Origin of the sequence: Rhodococcus gannanensis, assembly GCF_042681175.1 — a bacterium.
GTDB lineage: Bacteria > Actinomycetota > Actinomycetes > Mycobacteriales > Mycobacteriaceae > Rhodococcus_G > Rhodococcus_G gannanensis.
This window is the reverse complement of the sequence record NZ_JBHUFB010000010.1, coordinates 754,102-767,337: the sequence shown is the minus strand read 5'-3', so window position 1 is coordinate 767,337 and position 13,236 is coordinate 754,102. Positions and strand designations below refer to the sequence as shown.

14 protein-coding genes are annotated in these 13,236 nt (G+C 70.8%); 7 read left to right on the top strand and 7 right to left on the bottom strand.

What is annotated here, in order from left to right; genetic code table 11:
• Positions 1-18 precede the first annotated feature (18 nt).
• Positions 19-630: an ATP-binding cassette domain-containing protein gene (locus ACFSJG_RS14665; protein ID WP_378485918.1), complete on the bottom strand. Its 612-nt coding sequence runs from the start codon at positions 628-630 to the stop codon at positions 19-21.
• Here ACFSJG_RS14665 and ACFSJG_RS14660 point away from each other — a divergent pair.
• On the top strand, positions 619-1,647 hold the full coding sequence (locus ACFSJG_RS14660) for a substrate-binding domain-containing protein (RefSeq protein ID WP_378485917.1): 1,029 nt from the start codon (positions 619-621) through the stop codon (positions 1,645-1,647). The genes ACFSJG_RS14665 and ACFSJG_RS14660 overlap by 12 nt on opposite strands.
• A complete protein-coding gene (locus ACFSJG_RS14655; RefSeq protein ID WP_378485916.1) occupies positions 1,644-2,534 on the top strand; it encodes an ABC transporter permease in 891 nt (296 codons plus the stop codon). The genes ACFSJG_RS14660 and ACFSJG_RS14655 overlap by 4 nt, the downstream gene beginning before the upstream one ends.
• Here ACFSJG_RS14655 and ACFSJG_RS14650 read toward each other — a convergent pair.
• Entirely contained in the window at positions 2,497-3,270 is a 774-nt protein-coding gene (locus ACFSJG_RS14650; protein WP_378485915.1) for an MTB12 C-terminal domain-containing protein, read from the bottom strand. The genes ACFSJG_RS14655 and ACFSJG_RS14650 overlap by 38 nt on opposite strands.
• A gap of 82 nt (positions 3,271-3,352) precedes the next feature.
• Here ACFSJG_RS14650 and ACFSJG_RS14645 point away from each other — a divergent pair, with 82 nt between their 5' ends.
• A complete protein-coding gene (locus ACFSJG_RS14645) occupies positions 3,353-4,015 on the top strand; it encodes a helix-turn-helix transcriptional regulator (RefSeq protein ID WP_378485914.1) in 663 nt (220 codons plus the stop codon).
• 5 nt (positions 4,016-4,020) lie between these two features.
• Here the strand turns inward: ACFSJG_RS14645 and ACFSJG_RS14640 are convergent, their stop codons facing one another.
• Both ACFSJG_RS14640 and ACFSJG_RS14635 read right to left on the bottom strand, forming a co-directional pair.
• Positions 4,021-4,740 carry a TIGR03089 family protein gene (locus ACFSJG_RS14640; protein ID WP_378485913.1) on the bottom strand — a complete coding sequence of 240 codons (720 nt, stop codon included), beginning with the start codon at positions 4,738-4,740 and terminating at the stop codon, positions 4,021-4,023.
• Positions 4,741-4,768: 28 nt separating this feature from the next.
• Positions 4,769-6,418: an LCP family protein gene (locus ACFSJG_RS14635; protein WP_378485912.1), complete on the bottom strand. Its 1,650-nt coding sequence runs from the start codon at positions 6,416-6,418 to the stop codon at positions 4,769-4,771.
• Between the two features lie 117 nt (positions 6,419-6,535).
• On the opposite strand from ACFSJG_RS14635, the gene rfbD reads away from it, so the two are divergent.
• From rfbD to ACFSJG_RS14615, 4 genes are read left to right on the top strand one after another with little or no spacing between them, the layout of a single operon-like run.
• Positions 6,536-7,396, top strand: a complete 861-nt coding sequence (rfbD, locus tag ACFSJG_RS14630) for a dTDP-4-dehydrorhamnose reductase (protein ID WP_378485911.1) — start codon at positions 6,536-6,538, stop codon at positions 7,394-7,396.
• 10 nt (positions 7,397-7,406) lie between these two features.
• On the top strand, positions 7,407-8,285 hold the full coding sequence (locus tag ACFSJG_RS14625) for a glycosyltransferase family 2 protein (RefSeq protein ID WP_378485910.1): 879 nt from the start codon (positions 7,407-7,409) through the stop codon (positions 8,283-8,285).
• A gap of 1 nt (position 8,286) precedes the next feature.
• Positions 8,287-9,393 (top strand): mannose-1-phosphate guanylyltransferase, encoded by a 1,107-nt coding sequence (gene manB / locus ACFSJG_RS14620; RefSeq protein ID WP_378485909.1) that lies wholly within the window; start codon positions 8,287-8,289, stop codon positions 9,391-9,393.
• Positions 9,394-9,449: 56 nt separating this feature from the next.
• Positions 9,450-10,235: an SGNH/GDSL hydrolase family protein gene (locus ACFSJG_RS14615; RefSeq protein ID WP_378485908.1), complete on the top strand. Its 786-nt coding sequence runs from the start codon at positions 9,450-9,452 to the stop codon at positions 10,233-10,235.
• A gap of 101 nt (positions 10,236-10,336) precedes the next feature.
• On the opposite strand, the gene ACFSJG_RS14610 is transcribed toward ACFSJG_RS14615, so the two are convergent.
• From ACFSJG_RS14610 to cofD, 3 genes are read right to left on the bottom strand one after another with little or no spacing between them, the layout of a single operon-like run.
• Entirely contained in the window at positions 10,337-10,885 is a 549-nt protein-coding gene (locus ACFSJG_RS14610; RefSeq protein ID WP_378485907.1) for an NUDIX hydrolase, read from the bottom strand.
• Positions 10,882-12,249 carry a coenzyme F420-0:L-glutamate ligase gene (locus ACFSJG_RS14605; protein ID WP_378485906.1) on the bottom strand — a complete coding sequence of 456 codons (1,368 nt, stop codon included), beginning with the start codon at positions 12,247-12,249 and terminating at the stop codon, positions 10,882-10,884. The genes ACFSJG_RS14610 and ACFSJG_RS14605 overlap by 4 nt, the downstream gene beginning before the upstream one ends.
• Entirely contained in the window at positions 12,246-13,223 is a 978-nt protein-coding gene (gene cofD, locus ACFSJG_RS14600; protein WP_378485905.1) for a 2-phospho-L-lactate transferase, read from the bottom strand. Before cofD ends, ACFSJG_RS14605 begins: the two co-directional genes overlap by 4 nt.
• Between the last annotated feature and the right edge of the window lie 13 nt (positions 13,224-13,236).

Genomic DNA, 13,236 nt, shown 5'->3' with positions numbered 1-13,236 from the left:
TTGGTAAGTCAAACCTAATTAGAGGATTAATGTACGGTAATTTCCCATGAGTGGGAAGGGTTCACCCGTGTCGTGTGCGGTGACCAGCACAGCGACGCCCGAATCCGCCGCGCGGGACAGCACCTCGGCCACGAGACGCGCCGACCCGGAGTCGAGATGCGCGAACGGCTCGTCCGCGAAGACGACGGCGGGATCACCGAACAGGGCGCGCGCCAACGCAACCCGGCGCTGCATTCCGCCGGAGAGCCGAAACGGCGGCATCGCCGCGGTACCCTCCAGTCCCACCGACTCCAGTAGCCGTTCGACGTCGGGATTCGACGACCGCGACCACACCCCGCGTCCCGGAGCTCCGAGGAGGACGTTGCGCTGCACCGACATCCACGGCAGCAGGCGCGGCTCCTGGAAGAGCACCCCCTGCCGCTCCACTCGCCGGGTCACGGTGCCTGCGCTCGGCTCGACGAGCCCTGCCGCCGCGTGCAGCACCGTGGTCTTGCCGCGGCCCGACGGGCCGACGAGCGCGACGACCTCACCCGGTTCGATCCGCATCGAGAAGTCCTCGACGATCACCCGCCCGCCCCGCGACAGGTCCACCCTGTCGAACTCGACCAAAGGACTGTCGTGACCGCTCATCTTTCCCTCCGTTCGGTGCCGGCGACGACGGCCGCCGTGGTGCTCGCGGCCGGGCTGCTCGCCGCGTGCGGCTCGTCGGACCCGGTGACGTCGTGTGGTGAGGCGCCCGCGCACGGCGAGGTCGTCGCGGGGCTGCCGGAGTCGCTGCGGGTCGGCGTCGCCAACAACATCGCGATGGCGGCGCCCGTCACCGAGTTGGACTCGCTCGGCATCGCGAACACCGAGGTCGCGACCGCCAGCACGCCCGAGGAACTACGCACCAATTTCATCGCCGACCGCTACGACGTGGCGGCCATGCCCATCAACATCGCCGCGAACCTCTGCGCGCAGGGTATCGACCTGGCGCTCCTCGGCGCCGTCAGCGGCAACATCGTCTACCTCGTCGGGCCCGAGGGGACCACACTCGACACGCTGCGCGGCCAGACGCTGCACGTGCCGTTCGAGAACGACATCGTCGACCTCGTCACCCGCGCGCTCCTCGACTCCGCCGGACTTACCTACACGGGCGAGAACCCCGACGTCACGTTGGAGTACCACCCGACACCGCTCGACATCGCCAGCGGTCTGGCCGCCGGGTCGATGCAGTACGCGGTGATGCCCGAGCACCTCGCGACCGTCGTCGCCGGAACTGCGCCGGGGATCGTGAAGGCGCAAGGACTGCAGGACCTCTGGACCGAGCGGACCGGCGCGACCGGCCTGCCGTTCGCGGGATTCGTGATCCGCGGAGCACTGGCCCGCACCCATCCCGATCTGGTGGCGGCGCTGCAGGCCAATTTCCTGTCCTCGGTGATCGCGGTGTCCTCGTCGCCGGCCGCGGGTGCCGCCGCGATCGCCGAGGTGGTGCCGGTGCCGCAGGAGATCACCGCCCAGGTTCTGCCCGGCATGCGACCCGTGTACCTGCCCGCCGTCGACGCCGAACCGGACATCGAGGCGCTGTACGAGTCCCTCGTCGAGGCGGTTCCCGCGTCGGTCGGCGGCGAACTGCCCGCCGACGGCTTCTACCTGGGATCGCAGTGACGGGACGCGCCCTGAGAGGACGCTCGCCCCGGTTCCTGCTCGGGGCGCTCGCCGGGGTCGCGCTGTTCCTGGTGCTGTGGGAATGGGCGGCACGGGGTCAGTCGCCCGCCGTCATGCCGAGCCCCGCCCGGACGTTCGAGGCGCTCGGCGGACTGATCACGGACGGGACGTTGCTCCCCGAGTTGGGGCTCACGGTCGGCCGGGCGTTCGTCGCGACCCTGTGTGCGGCGGTCGTCGGCGTGCTGTTCGGCTGGGCCGCCGCACGATTCGACTTCGCAGACGGACTGCTCGCGCCGCTGCGGGCCGTGCTGCAGGGACTGCCACCGATCGTCCTCATCGTGTGCCTGGTGCTGTGGATGGGCAGCGACCCGGCGATCACGGTCATCGTGTGCACGACGGTGATGGTGCCGCTGGTCGCGGCCGCCACCACCTCCGCGCTCCGCGGAGTGGATCCGCACCTGCTGGAACTGGCTGCGGGACTGCACCTCTCCCGAACACGGCGCACCGTGTTCGTGGTGGTTCCCGCCGTTCTGCCCGCGATCCTCGCGGCGACCGGAGCCGTGGCGTCGGCGTCGCTGCGCGTGGTGGTGATGGCCGAACTGCTCTCCGCCCCGGACGGGATCGGAGCCGCCATCGCGCAGAACCGCACACTGCTGCAGACGCCCGAGCTGTACGCCTGGACCCTGGTCCTGGTCGGCTGTGCACTGGCGGTGGACGTCCTGGTGCGTGCCGTCGTGTCGCGCTGGTCCGCGGTCTTCACTCCCAGCCGCCGAGCTCCTGGTGGGCGACCCGCCCGTGTAGCTGGTGGGCGACCCGCCCGCGTAGCTGGTGGGCGACCCGCCCGTGCGGTCAGTTCGCGTAGCCGGGCGGGCACGCGAAGCCGTTGAACGAGGCGATGTCGCAGACGCTGCGCGCCGACAGCACCCAGGTGCCGTCGAGGTAGCGGAAGGCCAGGCGCAGCGGGGTTTGCGGTCCCGCCGCCCCGGCGAAGGTGACCTGAAGCAGACCCGATGCGGTGTCCCCGTCGACGGCAACCGGATCCACGATCGTCGGCTGGACCACGCGGAGCATGGTCGCGGCCCGTTCGCCGATCTGGGTCAGCACCGCAGTCGCCTCGCCGCCGCGTTCGACGTTCTGCGCGCGGACGTCGAGCGGCCGGGACGGGTCCACTGCGGAGTGCAGGACTGCGGTGAGTTGGTCGGCGGTCGGCGCCGGCGGCTGGGCGGGCGCGGCGGCGGCCTCCGGAGCGGGTGCGGGCACGGCGACCGATGGCATCGATGTCGTGTCGAGGACTCTCGGCGCCGGCGTCGTCGTGCCGGGTGCGGCCGCGGGAATCGGCGCGATGCCCGGATCTGCGGGATCGGGTGCGGCCCCCGGCACGACGGTGCCGCGATCGGCGGCGAGTGCCTGCAACGCCGCCAGGATCATCGCGTTCGACGAGTCGTCATCGGTGATGGGTCCGTCCTGCCTGGATTCGACGGCGATCGTCACCGATGCCCCTGCGGTGACCACCGCGGCGAGGCAGGTGACGACCGATGCCGCGGCGATCCAGGGGAGGGCAGCGGTTCGCCGGCTCTTCGAGGCGGGTCGTACCGTGGTCTCGGAGGGTGGTGTCGCCGTCATGCGGGACACTATAGAGGAGAATTCTCCGGTAAATAAGGGTTACCTACCCTTTGTGCCCGGAGTCGGGCCGAGAGGGCGTGACATGGCGTCGAAGCAGCGTGACCGGGTACTCGAACTGCTCAGGAACGCAGCAGAGCCGATGGACGCGCACCAACTCGCCGAGATACTCGACATTCACGTGACCACGGTGCGTTTCCATCTCTCCGGACTTGCCGACGAGGGTCACGTGCGGCAGCAGGCGATTGCGACACAGCGGGTCGGTCGTCCCCGCATCGGCTACGTCGCCATGCGTGAACCCTCGTACGGCGATCTCGTTGCACTCATGGCCGGGCATCTCGGGGGCACCCGTGACGAGCGGGCCCGACGTGCCCAGCAGGTCGGGCACGACTGGGCGGCCACCGTCGACCTCGGATCTGCAACCGACGCATGTGACCTGGTCGTGGATGCCCTCGCGCGACTCGGCTTCCAGACGCTCGCGGTGACCAGTTCCTTCGGAACCCACACCCTGACTCTCTGCACCTGCCCGCTCGCGGAGACCGCGCGCCGGAACCCCGAAGTCGCCCGCGGCATCCAACAGGGCCTGGTCCAAGGGTTCCTCGACGAGGCGGCGGAGCGGCTCGGAACCCGGCACACCGTGGATGTCGCACCCGCTCCCGCGGGGGAGCGGCACGGCGTGTCCGACACCTGCCGGGTGCACGTGGTGTTCGGGGCGATCGCCCGTGCCGAGGCGCGGACAGTGATGTGAGCGGCCTATGCGCGACGCGCGGTGACCTTCTCCGATTCCGTGCGCTGCGCCATCCGCTCCTCGTCGGGGTTGCTCACCTGCACCAGCGACGCCTGCGCGACGAAGACGGCGAGCAGTCCGTCGACGAGTTCGCCGGTCGTGGTCCAGTCGGTCGTCGAGAGCACCCGGTCCTCGGCCGAAAATCCTTGTGCGGCAGCGGATCGGCGGGCGGCGTCGAGGGTCTCCGCCGCCGTCCGGCCGTCCAGTGCCGCGGCGTCGGCGGGCGCCGGGTCCGGGCGGAACTGGTCGCCGTGCACGCGCACCGCAGTCGCGTAGTCGGTGACACCGATCGGCAGGTCCGGCGCCGGGCGGCCGAACGGATCGAGGGAGAGCACCGCGAGTTCCGGGGCGTCGGCGGCCTCGTCGAGCCGGTCCGCCGTCACCAGCGCGAGGTCGGCATCCGGGTCCGGTTCCAGCACCACCTCGGTTCCGGCCCACCAGCACCCGAGCAGCACCGCAGCGGTCTGCCAGTGTGCGGGCAGCAGCACCGACACCCGTGCGCCCGGCATCAGTCCGACCTCGTCACGAACGAGGTTTGCGGTCTTCGCCGCCCAGTTCGCCAGCGTCAGCGCCGACAGTTCGATGCGGGCGCCGGAGGCGTCGTCGTACCAGGTGATCCGAGGTCCGGCAGGGTCTCGTTCCATGATCGGGTCGAGCAGGGCCACCGTGAGATTGGGTGCTGCCATGGTACTGCGGTGCTCCTCGGTTCGAGCGTCAGTTGACGCACTGTGGTCCGCTGCGGCCCGCGTCGATCGGCGGACCGGCAGGGACCGGGGTCGGGCTGGTGCCCAGGTCGAGAATTCCGGATTCGGTGTCACCGGACCCGTCGTCGGACGCGGAGCCCGACGTCGAGTCCGCACCCGGACCGGAGTACCCGGAGGCCAGCACCACCAGGACGGTGTCGCTCGCCACGGTGGAATCCTGCACCACGGGCAGGTCGCCGAGCGCCGCGGCCACCGATTTTGCCGATTCCGAGTCCGGGTCGGCGGCGTGGACCTCGCTCTCGGTGACCGTGTCTCCCGCGTTGTTGCCGACGGAGCCGGGAACGTAGCCCTTCGTCGCGAGCGCGTCGGACACCCGGCTCGCGAGGCCGCTGATGCCGCTGTCGTTCGCCACGTCGACCGTGATCGTGGTCGGGTCCACCGTCGGATCGACGTCGGATTCGTCGGTGTCGCCGTCGGCGAGGCTCGACACGAACGAGCGCACAGCGGTGGGCTCGACCTGCACGATCGACTCGCCGTAGTCGGTCATCGCGTTGATGTCGACGACGGGAATCGTCTGGAACTGCACCGACCCGCCTGCGAGGTTCTGCAGCTCCTTCGCGAATCCGATGACGTCCCAGTCCTCGTCGAGGACCACAGACCGCTGCACCGCCGAGGTGAGCTGGCTCAGCTTCCCGGGGTTGCTGAGGGTCCGGGCGCTGAGCACCTCGTGCGCCAGCGAGGCCATGAACACCTGCTGGCGGACGATCCGGTCGAGGTCGCCGCGGGGAAGCCCGTGCCGTTGCCGCACGAACGACAGTGCCTCCGAGCCGTCGAGGGCCTGCTCGCCCGCGGCGAAGTTCGCTCCCGAGAGCGGCTCGTCGACGGCGTCGTTCAGGCACACGTCGACGCCACCGACGGCGTTGGTGAGGAGGACGAATCCGAGCAACCCGATCTCGGCGTAGTGGTCGACGGTGACGCCGGTCAGGTCGGCGACCGACTCGATCAGCGCCTCGCGGCCAGCCTGGGTGGCCTGCTGGTCCGCACTGGCGTCGTCGACGCCCTCGTCGATCAGCTTCTGCTTCTCGGTGAGCTTCGTCGCGCCGAATGCGGCGTTGATCTTGGACATCCCGATCCCGGGCACCTTGACGTAGGAGTCGCGGGGGATGGAGATGGCGGTGGCGGATTCACCGTTGCTGGGGATGCGGACGAGAACGATGGTGTCGGTGTTGTCGGCCTCGGCCTCACCGGCGCGCAGGGACTCGAGTTCCTGCTGGCTGAGGGGGTTGCCGTGTGCGTCGGTGCGGCTGTCGGTGCCGACGAGGAGCAGGTCGAGAGCGCCGTCCTTCATTCCGCCGAGCCCGAGCCTGGCGGTCGCGAGGTTCGACTCGAGTGCGTCGACGCTGCGCCATGCGAAGCCCGTCACGGCGAGGACGACGACTGCCACCGCGGCGACCGCGACCTGCACGGGCCGTGCTCGGCGTGGCGGGAGGGCCGCTGCGTCGGTGTCGGGGCCGGGATCGCCTTCGCGTGGCCGTGCCGAGCGGCCGCGTTCCGGCCGCCGGGTCCGGGACCCTCTCGTTCCGGCGCCCGGCGTCCCGCCCTCCGGCGCACGTCTGCGCGGTGGCCTGCTGTCCGGCAAACCTTGCCCCTCACACTTCATCGACTGCTGTGTGGTCACCACGACGCGGCGCGGCCACCCTCTGTCTCGACCCGTCAAGGCTACTCACGAACACCCGGTGTCCCGGGGACCGCGATCCGGCGTGCCAGACTTTCGCGTGTGATCAACATCCTTGTGACGGGGGCAGGCGGGCAACTCGCCGGCAACGTGATCCGACGCGGCAGCCCGGGCGTGTCGATCCGCGGGCTCACGTCGTCGGACCTGGACATCACCGACGCGGGCGCGGTTCGCGACGCGGTGCGGCCGGGCGACGTCGTGCTGAACTGCGCCGCCTACACCGCCGTCGATGCGGCGGAGACCGACGAGGACGCTGCCGTCGCCGTCAACGCCACCGGGCCGCGGATCCTCGCCGAGGCGACCGCGCGTGTGGGTGCCCGCCTGATCCACGTGTCCACCGACTACGTGTTCGCGGGTGACGCGTCCGAGCCCTACGAGGTGGACGATCCGACCGGCCCGCGAACCGCCTACGGCCGGACCAAGCTGGCGGGCGAGCGGGAGGTCCTGGCGGCCGACCCGGCCGCGGTCGTGGTGCGCACCGCCTGGGTGTACACGGGTGTCGGGTCCGACTTCGTCGCGACCATGCTGCGGCTGCAGCGCGAACGCGACACGGTCTCGGTCGTCGACGACCAGGTGGGGTCGCCGACGTACGCCTGGGACCTGGCCGGTGGGCTCCTCGAGCTCGCGGGGCGTCCCGACGTCGCCGGCGGTGTGCTGCACGCGACGAACGCGGGCCGGGCCACCTGGTTCGACCTCGCGCGGGCGGTGTTCGCCGGGGTCGGCGCCGATCCGGAGCGGGTTCGTCCGTGCACGACGGCGGACTTCCCGCGTCCGGCGCCGCGTCCGGCGTTCTCCGTTCTCTCCCCGACGGCATGGGCCCGAGCCGGGCTGACGCCCCTGCGGCCCTGGGCCGACGCGCTCGCCGACGCCCTGGCACAGCTGCCGCCGTCCGCCACCGACTAGGGTTGTCCGAGTGAGTTCGCAGCTGGCCGTGGTGACGGTGACGTATTCGCCCGGTAGACATCTCCGGGAGTTCTTGGAGACCCTCGAGGTCGCCACCACACTGTCCACCCAGGTCATCCTCGCGGACAACGGGTCCACGGACGGGGAACCGGAGGCAGCCGCCGCCGCCCACGAGCACGTCCGACTGCTCCGCACCGGCGGCAACATCGGGTACGGCGGCGCCATCAATCGCGCCGTCGCGGAACTCGACCCGGAGGCGGAGTTCGTCGTCGTCGCGAATCCCGACATCCGGTGGGAAGCTGGTTCGATCGACGCGCTGCTCGAGGCCGCGGAGCGGTGGCCGCGCGCGGGTGCGCTCGGTCCGCTGGTGCGCGAGCCCGACGGCACCGTGTACCCGTCGGCCAGGCACGTGCCGGGGCTGGTGTCCGGTGCCGGGCACGCCGTGCTCGGCACGGTGTGGCCCTCGAATCCGTGGACCACGCGGTACCGGCAGGAGGACGAGTCGATCTCGGAGCGCTCGGTCGGGTGGCTGTCGGGTTCGTGCCTGCTGGTGCGGCGCGCGGCGTTCGACTCGATCGGCGGATTCGACTCCCGCTACTTCATGTACATGGAGGACGTGGACCTCGGCGACCGGCTGGGGAGGGCCGGCTGGCACAACGTCTACGTGCCGGGCGCGGAGGTCACCCACGCGAAAGGGCATGCGGCGGGACGGCATCCGGAGCTGATGCTCCCGGCCCACCACGCCAGTGCCTACCGCTTCCAGGCGGACCGGCATCCGCACTGGTGGCAGGCGCCGCTGCGGTGGGCGTTGCGTGGCGGACTGGCAGTGCGATCGAAGTTGGCCGTCGCGGCGGCAACTCGGAACAGAGCGAAGGACGAGGGGAACTGACATGACTGTGACGAGCGACGGCGCACAGGTGCCGACTGCCGGACCGGTGGACGCGGTCATTCTGGTGGGAGGCAAGGGCACTCGGCTCCGCCCGTTGACCCTGTCGGCACCCAAGCCGATGCTGCCCACCGCTGGGCTGCCGTTCCTCACGCACCTGCTGGCGCGGATCAAGGCCGCAGGCATCACCCACGTCGTGCTCGGCACCTCCTTCAAGGCCGAGGTGTTCGAGGAGCACTTCGGTGACGGTAGCGAGATGGGCCTGGAGATCGAGTACGTCACCGAGACCGAGCCTCTCGGTACCGGCGGCGGCATCCGCAACGTGCTGCCGAAGCTGCGCGCCGACAACGCGATCGTGTTCAACGGCGACGTGCTGGGCGGCACCGACCTGCGCGAGGTCATCGCCTCGCACGAGGCGAACGACGCCGACGTCACCCTGCACCTGGTGCGGGTCAGCGATCCCCGCGCATTCGGATGTGTGACCACCGACGAGAGCGGTCGCGTCCTGGACTTCCTGGAGAAGACGCAGGATCCGCCGACCGACCAGATCAACGCCGGGTGCTACGTCTTCAAGCGGGAGATCATCGAGAAGATCCCCAGCGGCCGTGCCGTGTCCGTGGAGCGTGAGGTGTTCCCGGGCCTGCTTGCCGACGGACGGCGCGTGTTCGGCTTCGTCGACAGTTCCTATTGGCGTGACATGGGCACCCCCGAGGACTTCGTGCGCGGCTCCGCCGACCTGGTCCGCGGCATCGCGCCGTCGCCGGCGCTGAACGGTCAGCGCGGCGAGTCGCTCGTGCATCCCGGCGCCGGTGTCGCGCCGGGCGCGGTACTCATCGGCGGGACCGTCGTCGGACGCGGCGCCGAGGTCGGCGCCGGTGCCCGACTCGACGGTGCCGTGGTGTTCGAGGGCGCCATCGTGGAGGCGGGTGCGACCGTCGAACGGTCGATCATCGGCTTCGGCGCGAGGATCGGTCCGCGCGCACTGGTACGCGACGCCGTGATCGGCGACGGCGCGGACGTCGGAGCCCGCTGCGAGCTGCTGCGCGGGGCCCGAGTGTGGCCGGGCGTCACCCTCCCCGACGGCGGAGTCCGCTTCTCCACCGACGTCTAGCTTCTGCGTGCGACCCGGTCCGCTGTGACCGGGCGCACGCTGGCAGGATCGATCGGGTGAGTGTTGTCGGACCCGTCTTCCACCGGTACGTCGCCCTCGGCGACTCGTTCACCGAAGGGCTGGGTGATCCGGCGCCGTCGCGGCCGAACCAGCTGCGCGGCTGGGCAGACCGCGTCGCCGAGCACCTCGCAACCCGGACCGACGACTTCGCCTACGCCAACCTCGCTGTTCGTGGGAAGCTGCTCGGGCAGATCCTCGACGACCAGCTGGACGCAGCGCTCGCCATGTCACCCGATCTGGTGACCGTCTACGCGGGCGGCAACGACCTCATGCGGCCTTCCGTGGACATCGACGCACTCGTCGCCCACTACGACGACGCGGTCGGAAAACTCACCGCCGCCGGAGCGACCGTCGCGATCTGGACCGCCTACGACGCCGGCTGGGACGCGGTGTTCAAGGTCCTGCGGGGACGCACGGCGATCTACAACGAACTGGTCCGTGAGGTCGCCGAACGGCACGGCGCCACCCTCGTCGACTTCTGGCGGTTCGACGGATACGACGACGATCGGATGTGGGACTGGGACCGCCTCCACATGTCGTCCGCGGGCCACCAGCGGATGGCCGTCGAGGTGCTCGATGCGCTCGCCGTGCCGCACGGGCTGACAGCGCCCGACCTCGGTCCGCGGCCGGTGCGCAGCCGCGAGGAGCAGAAGAAGATCAACTCGACGTGGCGCCGGGAGTTCCTGCTGCCCTGGTTCGGCCGGCGGCTCACCGGCCGGTCGTCGGGTGACGACGTCACCGCCCGCAGGCCCGTCCTCGCCGGGATCGCCGAAACCGACTGACGCGCACCGCAATTCCTCCTGTCGTTCCCAAATGGCCCACTGAGTCGTTCAGACCGACCGACTGGGCCATTCGGGAAGGGGAAGTGCGTGCGGACGAACCGTCAGCGCAGGCGGGCGAGTGCGACGAGGTGGTCGATGGTCTCGCGCTCGGCGGTGTCCGGGAGGGCGTCGACGGGCCACCAGCGCAGGTCGTCCGACTCGTCGCTTCGTACCGGCTCCGAGCCGGCCGGTGCCCACACCAGGAACCTCAGGTCGAGGTGACGTGTCGGCTTGCCGAGCGAGCAGGTGATCGGGTGGGTGTGCGCGGAGAGCAACTGCGGGTCGATGCGCAGGCCCGCGATGCCGGACTCCTCGGTGGCCTCGCGGAGTGCGGCGTCGACGACTGTCTCGTCCGACGGCTCGCAGTGCCCGCCGAGCTGAATCCACCTGCCCACCTTCGGATGAAGGGTCAGCAGCACGTGTTCGGCGTCCTCCGTGATCACCAGTGACGACGCCGTGATGTGCCCGGGCTCGTGCTCGCGCAGGCATCCCTTCGGGGAGGCGTCGAGGAATGCGAGCATCGTGTGCCGCAGTGACTCGTCGGCCTCGTTCGGTGTGCGCCACCGGTCGAGCGCTGCACGCGCGGACGCGTGCAGCGAATCCGCTGTCACAGCTCCACCAGCAGTTCGCCGGGCTCCACCGGGGGCCGGGGGACGAGCGGCTCGTCCGGATGTCCGATCGCCACCGCACCGAGGGGCTGCCAGTCGTCGGCGAGGCCCAACTCGGCTCGCACCACGTCGGGGGCGAAGATCGTCGATCCGATCCAGCAGCTGCCGATGCCCCTGGTCGCCAGCGCAACCAGGAGTCCCTGCACCGCGGCGCCCGCCGCGACGGTGAACATGGTCTGTTCGGCGGCGGTGCGCGCGGCGTCCGGGTAGCTGTGGGCCCCGTCGGGAACGCAGAACGGGATCACCATCTCCGGCGCGTCGAACAGGATGTTGCCGCGATCGAGGCGTGCGGCGATCGCTGCGGCGCTCAGTCCGTCCGAGGTGAGGTCGGCGCGCCAGCGCGCGCGCATCGCGGTCAGCAGCCGCCTGCGCACCTCGGGAGTGCGCACCCACACGAACCGCACCGGCCGAGTGTGGTGCGGCGCAGGCGCGGTCAACGCGTCCGCGATCGAATCGCTGACCAGTCGGGGCTCGACACTGTCCGAGGCGAAGGAGCGGACCGACCGACGGAGCAGAAGGGCCTCGCCGTGGCCGCGTGCGATCGCCTCGTTCGTGCCGAGCCAGAACAGGTCCTCGTCGCCGCGCCGGATCAGATCCGACGCGCTGGAACCGTCGTCCGGGAGGCCGACGCCGCGTGCGACGGCGACGGGCATACCGCCCGTCTTGCCCTTGACCAGGTCGCCGGCCGCCGCGAGCTCGTCCGCGACCGCGACCGACGTGACCAGCAGTTCGTTTCCCTGTGCGTCGACCGACCCGGCGTAGCCGTGCAGGACGGGCAGCCCAGCGGACCCGATCGCGGCGTCCGTCTGGCCGTTCCGCCAGGCGCGGCCCATCGTGTCGGTCACCACCACGGCCACGGTCACCCCGAGCAGCTCGCGCAGCCGTTCCCGAAGGGCGCGGGCGCTCGCATCGGGATCCTCGGGGAGTAGTGCCAGTTCGCCCGGGTGCACGTTGGAGCCGTCGATGCCGGACGCCGCCTGCACGATGCCGAGACGGTTCTCGGTGATGAGGGTGCGGCCCTTACGTGCCAGCACCCGCACCGCCTCTTGATCGACGAGCACGCGGCGGGCGGCGTCCCGGGCCTCGGGGTCGGTGGGGGAGGGCACGATTCGGCCCTCGACCTTCGAGACGATCTTGCTGGTCACGATGAGGACGTCGCCGTCGCGCAGCCAGGGCGCGGCACCGGCGAGCGCGGCGGCGAGGTCGTCGCCGGGACGGAACTCGGGCAGCCCGGGGACGGGGAGGATCTCGATGCCGTCACTTGCGCCGTGATCGTCCACGTTGTCCGGTGCCGTGCCGTCGCTCACAGCGTGACCCCGGCGAGTTCCAGTGCGGCACGAGCCATTTCGGCGGTGGTGTCGGGATCGGTCATCAGGAGCGGAACCGCGCGCACCTCGACGCCGGGAACGTCGGCGGTGTCCGTGTCGTGGATGAGCCAGCCGTCGAGGATGCCGGTCGACGAACGAGCGCCGTAGTGACGACCCACGGCCTCCGCGGAGGTTTCGACGCCGATGACGTCGAGGCATTCGTCGGCCATGCCGCGCAACGGCTTTCCGTCGATGACCGGTGAGAGTCCGATCACCTTCGCCCGTCCGGTGCGGAGGGCGCCGCGGATCCCGGGAACGGCGAGGATCGCGCCGATGCTCACGACCGGGTTGGACGGGGCGAGGAGCACGACGTCCGCTTCCTCGAGTGCCTCGACGACGCCGGGCGCCGGCTTGGCCGCGTCGGCCCCGATGTGGGCGAAGCTGTGGGTCGGAATCTGCGCGCGGTACCGGACCCACCATTCCTGGAAGTGGATCGCGCGCTGGTCGCCGTCCTCGGGGTCGGTCACGACGACGTGGGTCTCGCTGCGGTCGTCGGTCACGGGGAGCAGGCGGACGCCGGGCTGCCACCGGTTGCACAGCGCCTCGGTGACGGCGGAGAGGGGGAATCCGGTCCGGAGCATCTGCGAGCGGATGAGGTGGGTCGCGATGTCGCGGTCGCCGAGGCCGAACCAGTCCGGCTTGGCGCCGTACGCGGCGAGCTCCTCCTTGGCGTTCCACGTTTCACCGACGTGGCCCCACCCGCGCTCGGGGTCGATGCCCCCGCCGAGCGTGTACATGCACGTGTCGAGGTCGGGACAGATGCGCAGCCCGTGCATCCAGACGTCGTCTCCGACGTTGACCACTGCGGTGATCTCGTGCTCCCGGGCGCCCGCGTCGGATCGGTCGAGGAGGCTGCGCACTCCCTGGAGGAAACGCGCGCCACCGACACCGCCGACCAAAACTGTGACCTTCACGTCGAAGAGCGTA

Bases quoted from the DNA above. Each gene is read 5' to 3' on its own strand.
- ACFSJG_RS14665 (WP_378485918.1), bottom strand. From the start codon at position 630: ATGAGCGGTCACGACAGTCCTTTGGTCGAGTTCGACAGGGTGGACCTG.
- ACFSJG_RS14650 (WP_378485915.1), bottom strand. From the start codon at position 3,270: ATGACGGCGACACCACCCTCCGAGACCACGGTACGACCCGCCTCGAAG.
- ACFSJG_RS14645 (WP_378485914.1), top strand. From the start codon at position 3,353: ATGGCGTCGAAGCAGCGTGACCGGGTACTCGAACTGCTCAGGAACGCA.
- ACFSJG_RS14640 (WP_378485913.1), bottom strand. From the start codon at position 4,740: ATGGCAGCACCCAATCTCACGGTGGCCCTGCTCGACCCGATCATGGAA.
- ACFSJG_RS14635 (WP_378485912.1), bottom strand. From the start codon at position 6,418: ATGAAGTGTGAGGGGCAAGGTTTGCCGGACAGCAGGCCACCGCGCAGA.
- manB (WP_378485909.1), top strand. From the start codon at position 8,287: ATGACTGTGACGAGCGACGGCGCACAGGTGCCGACTGCCGGACCGGTG.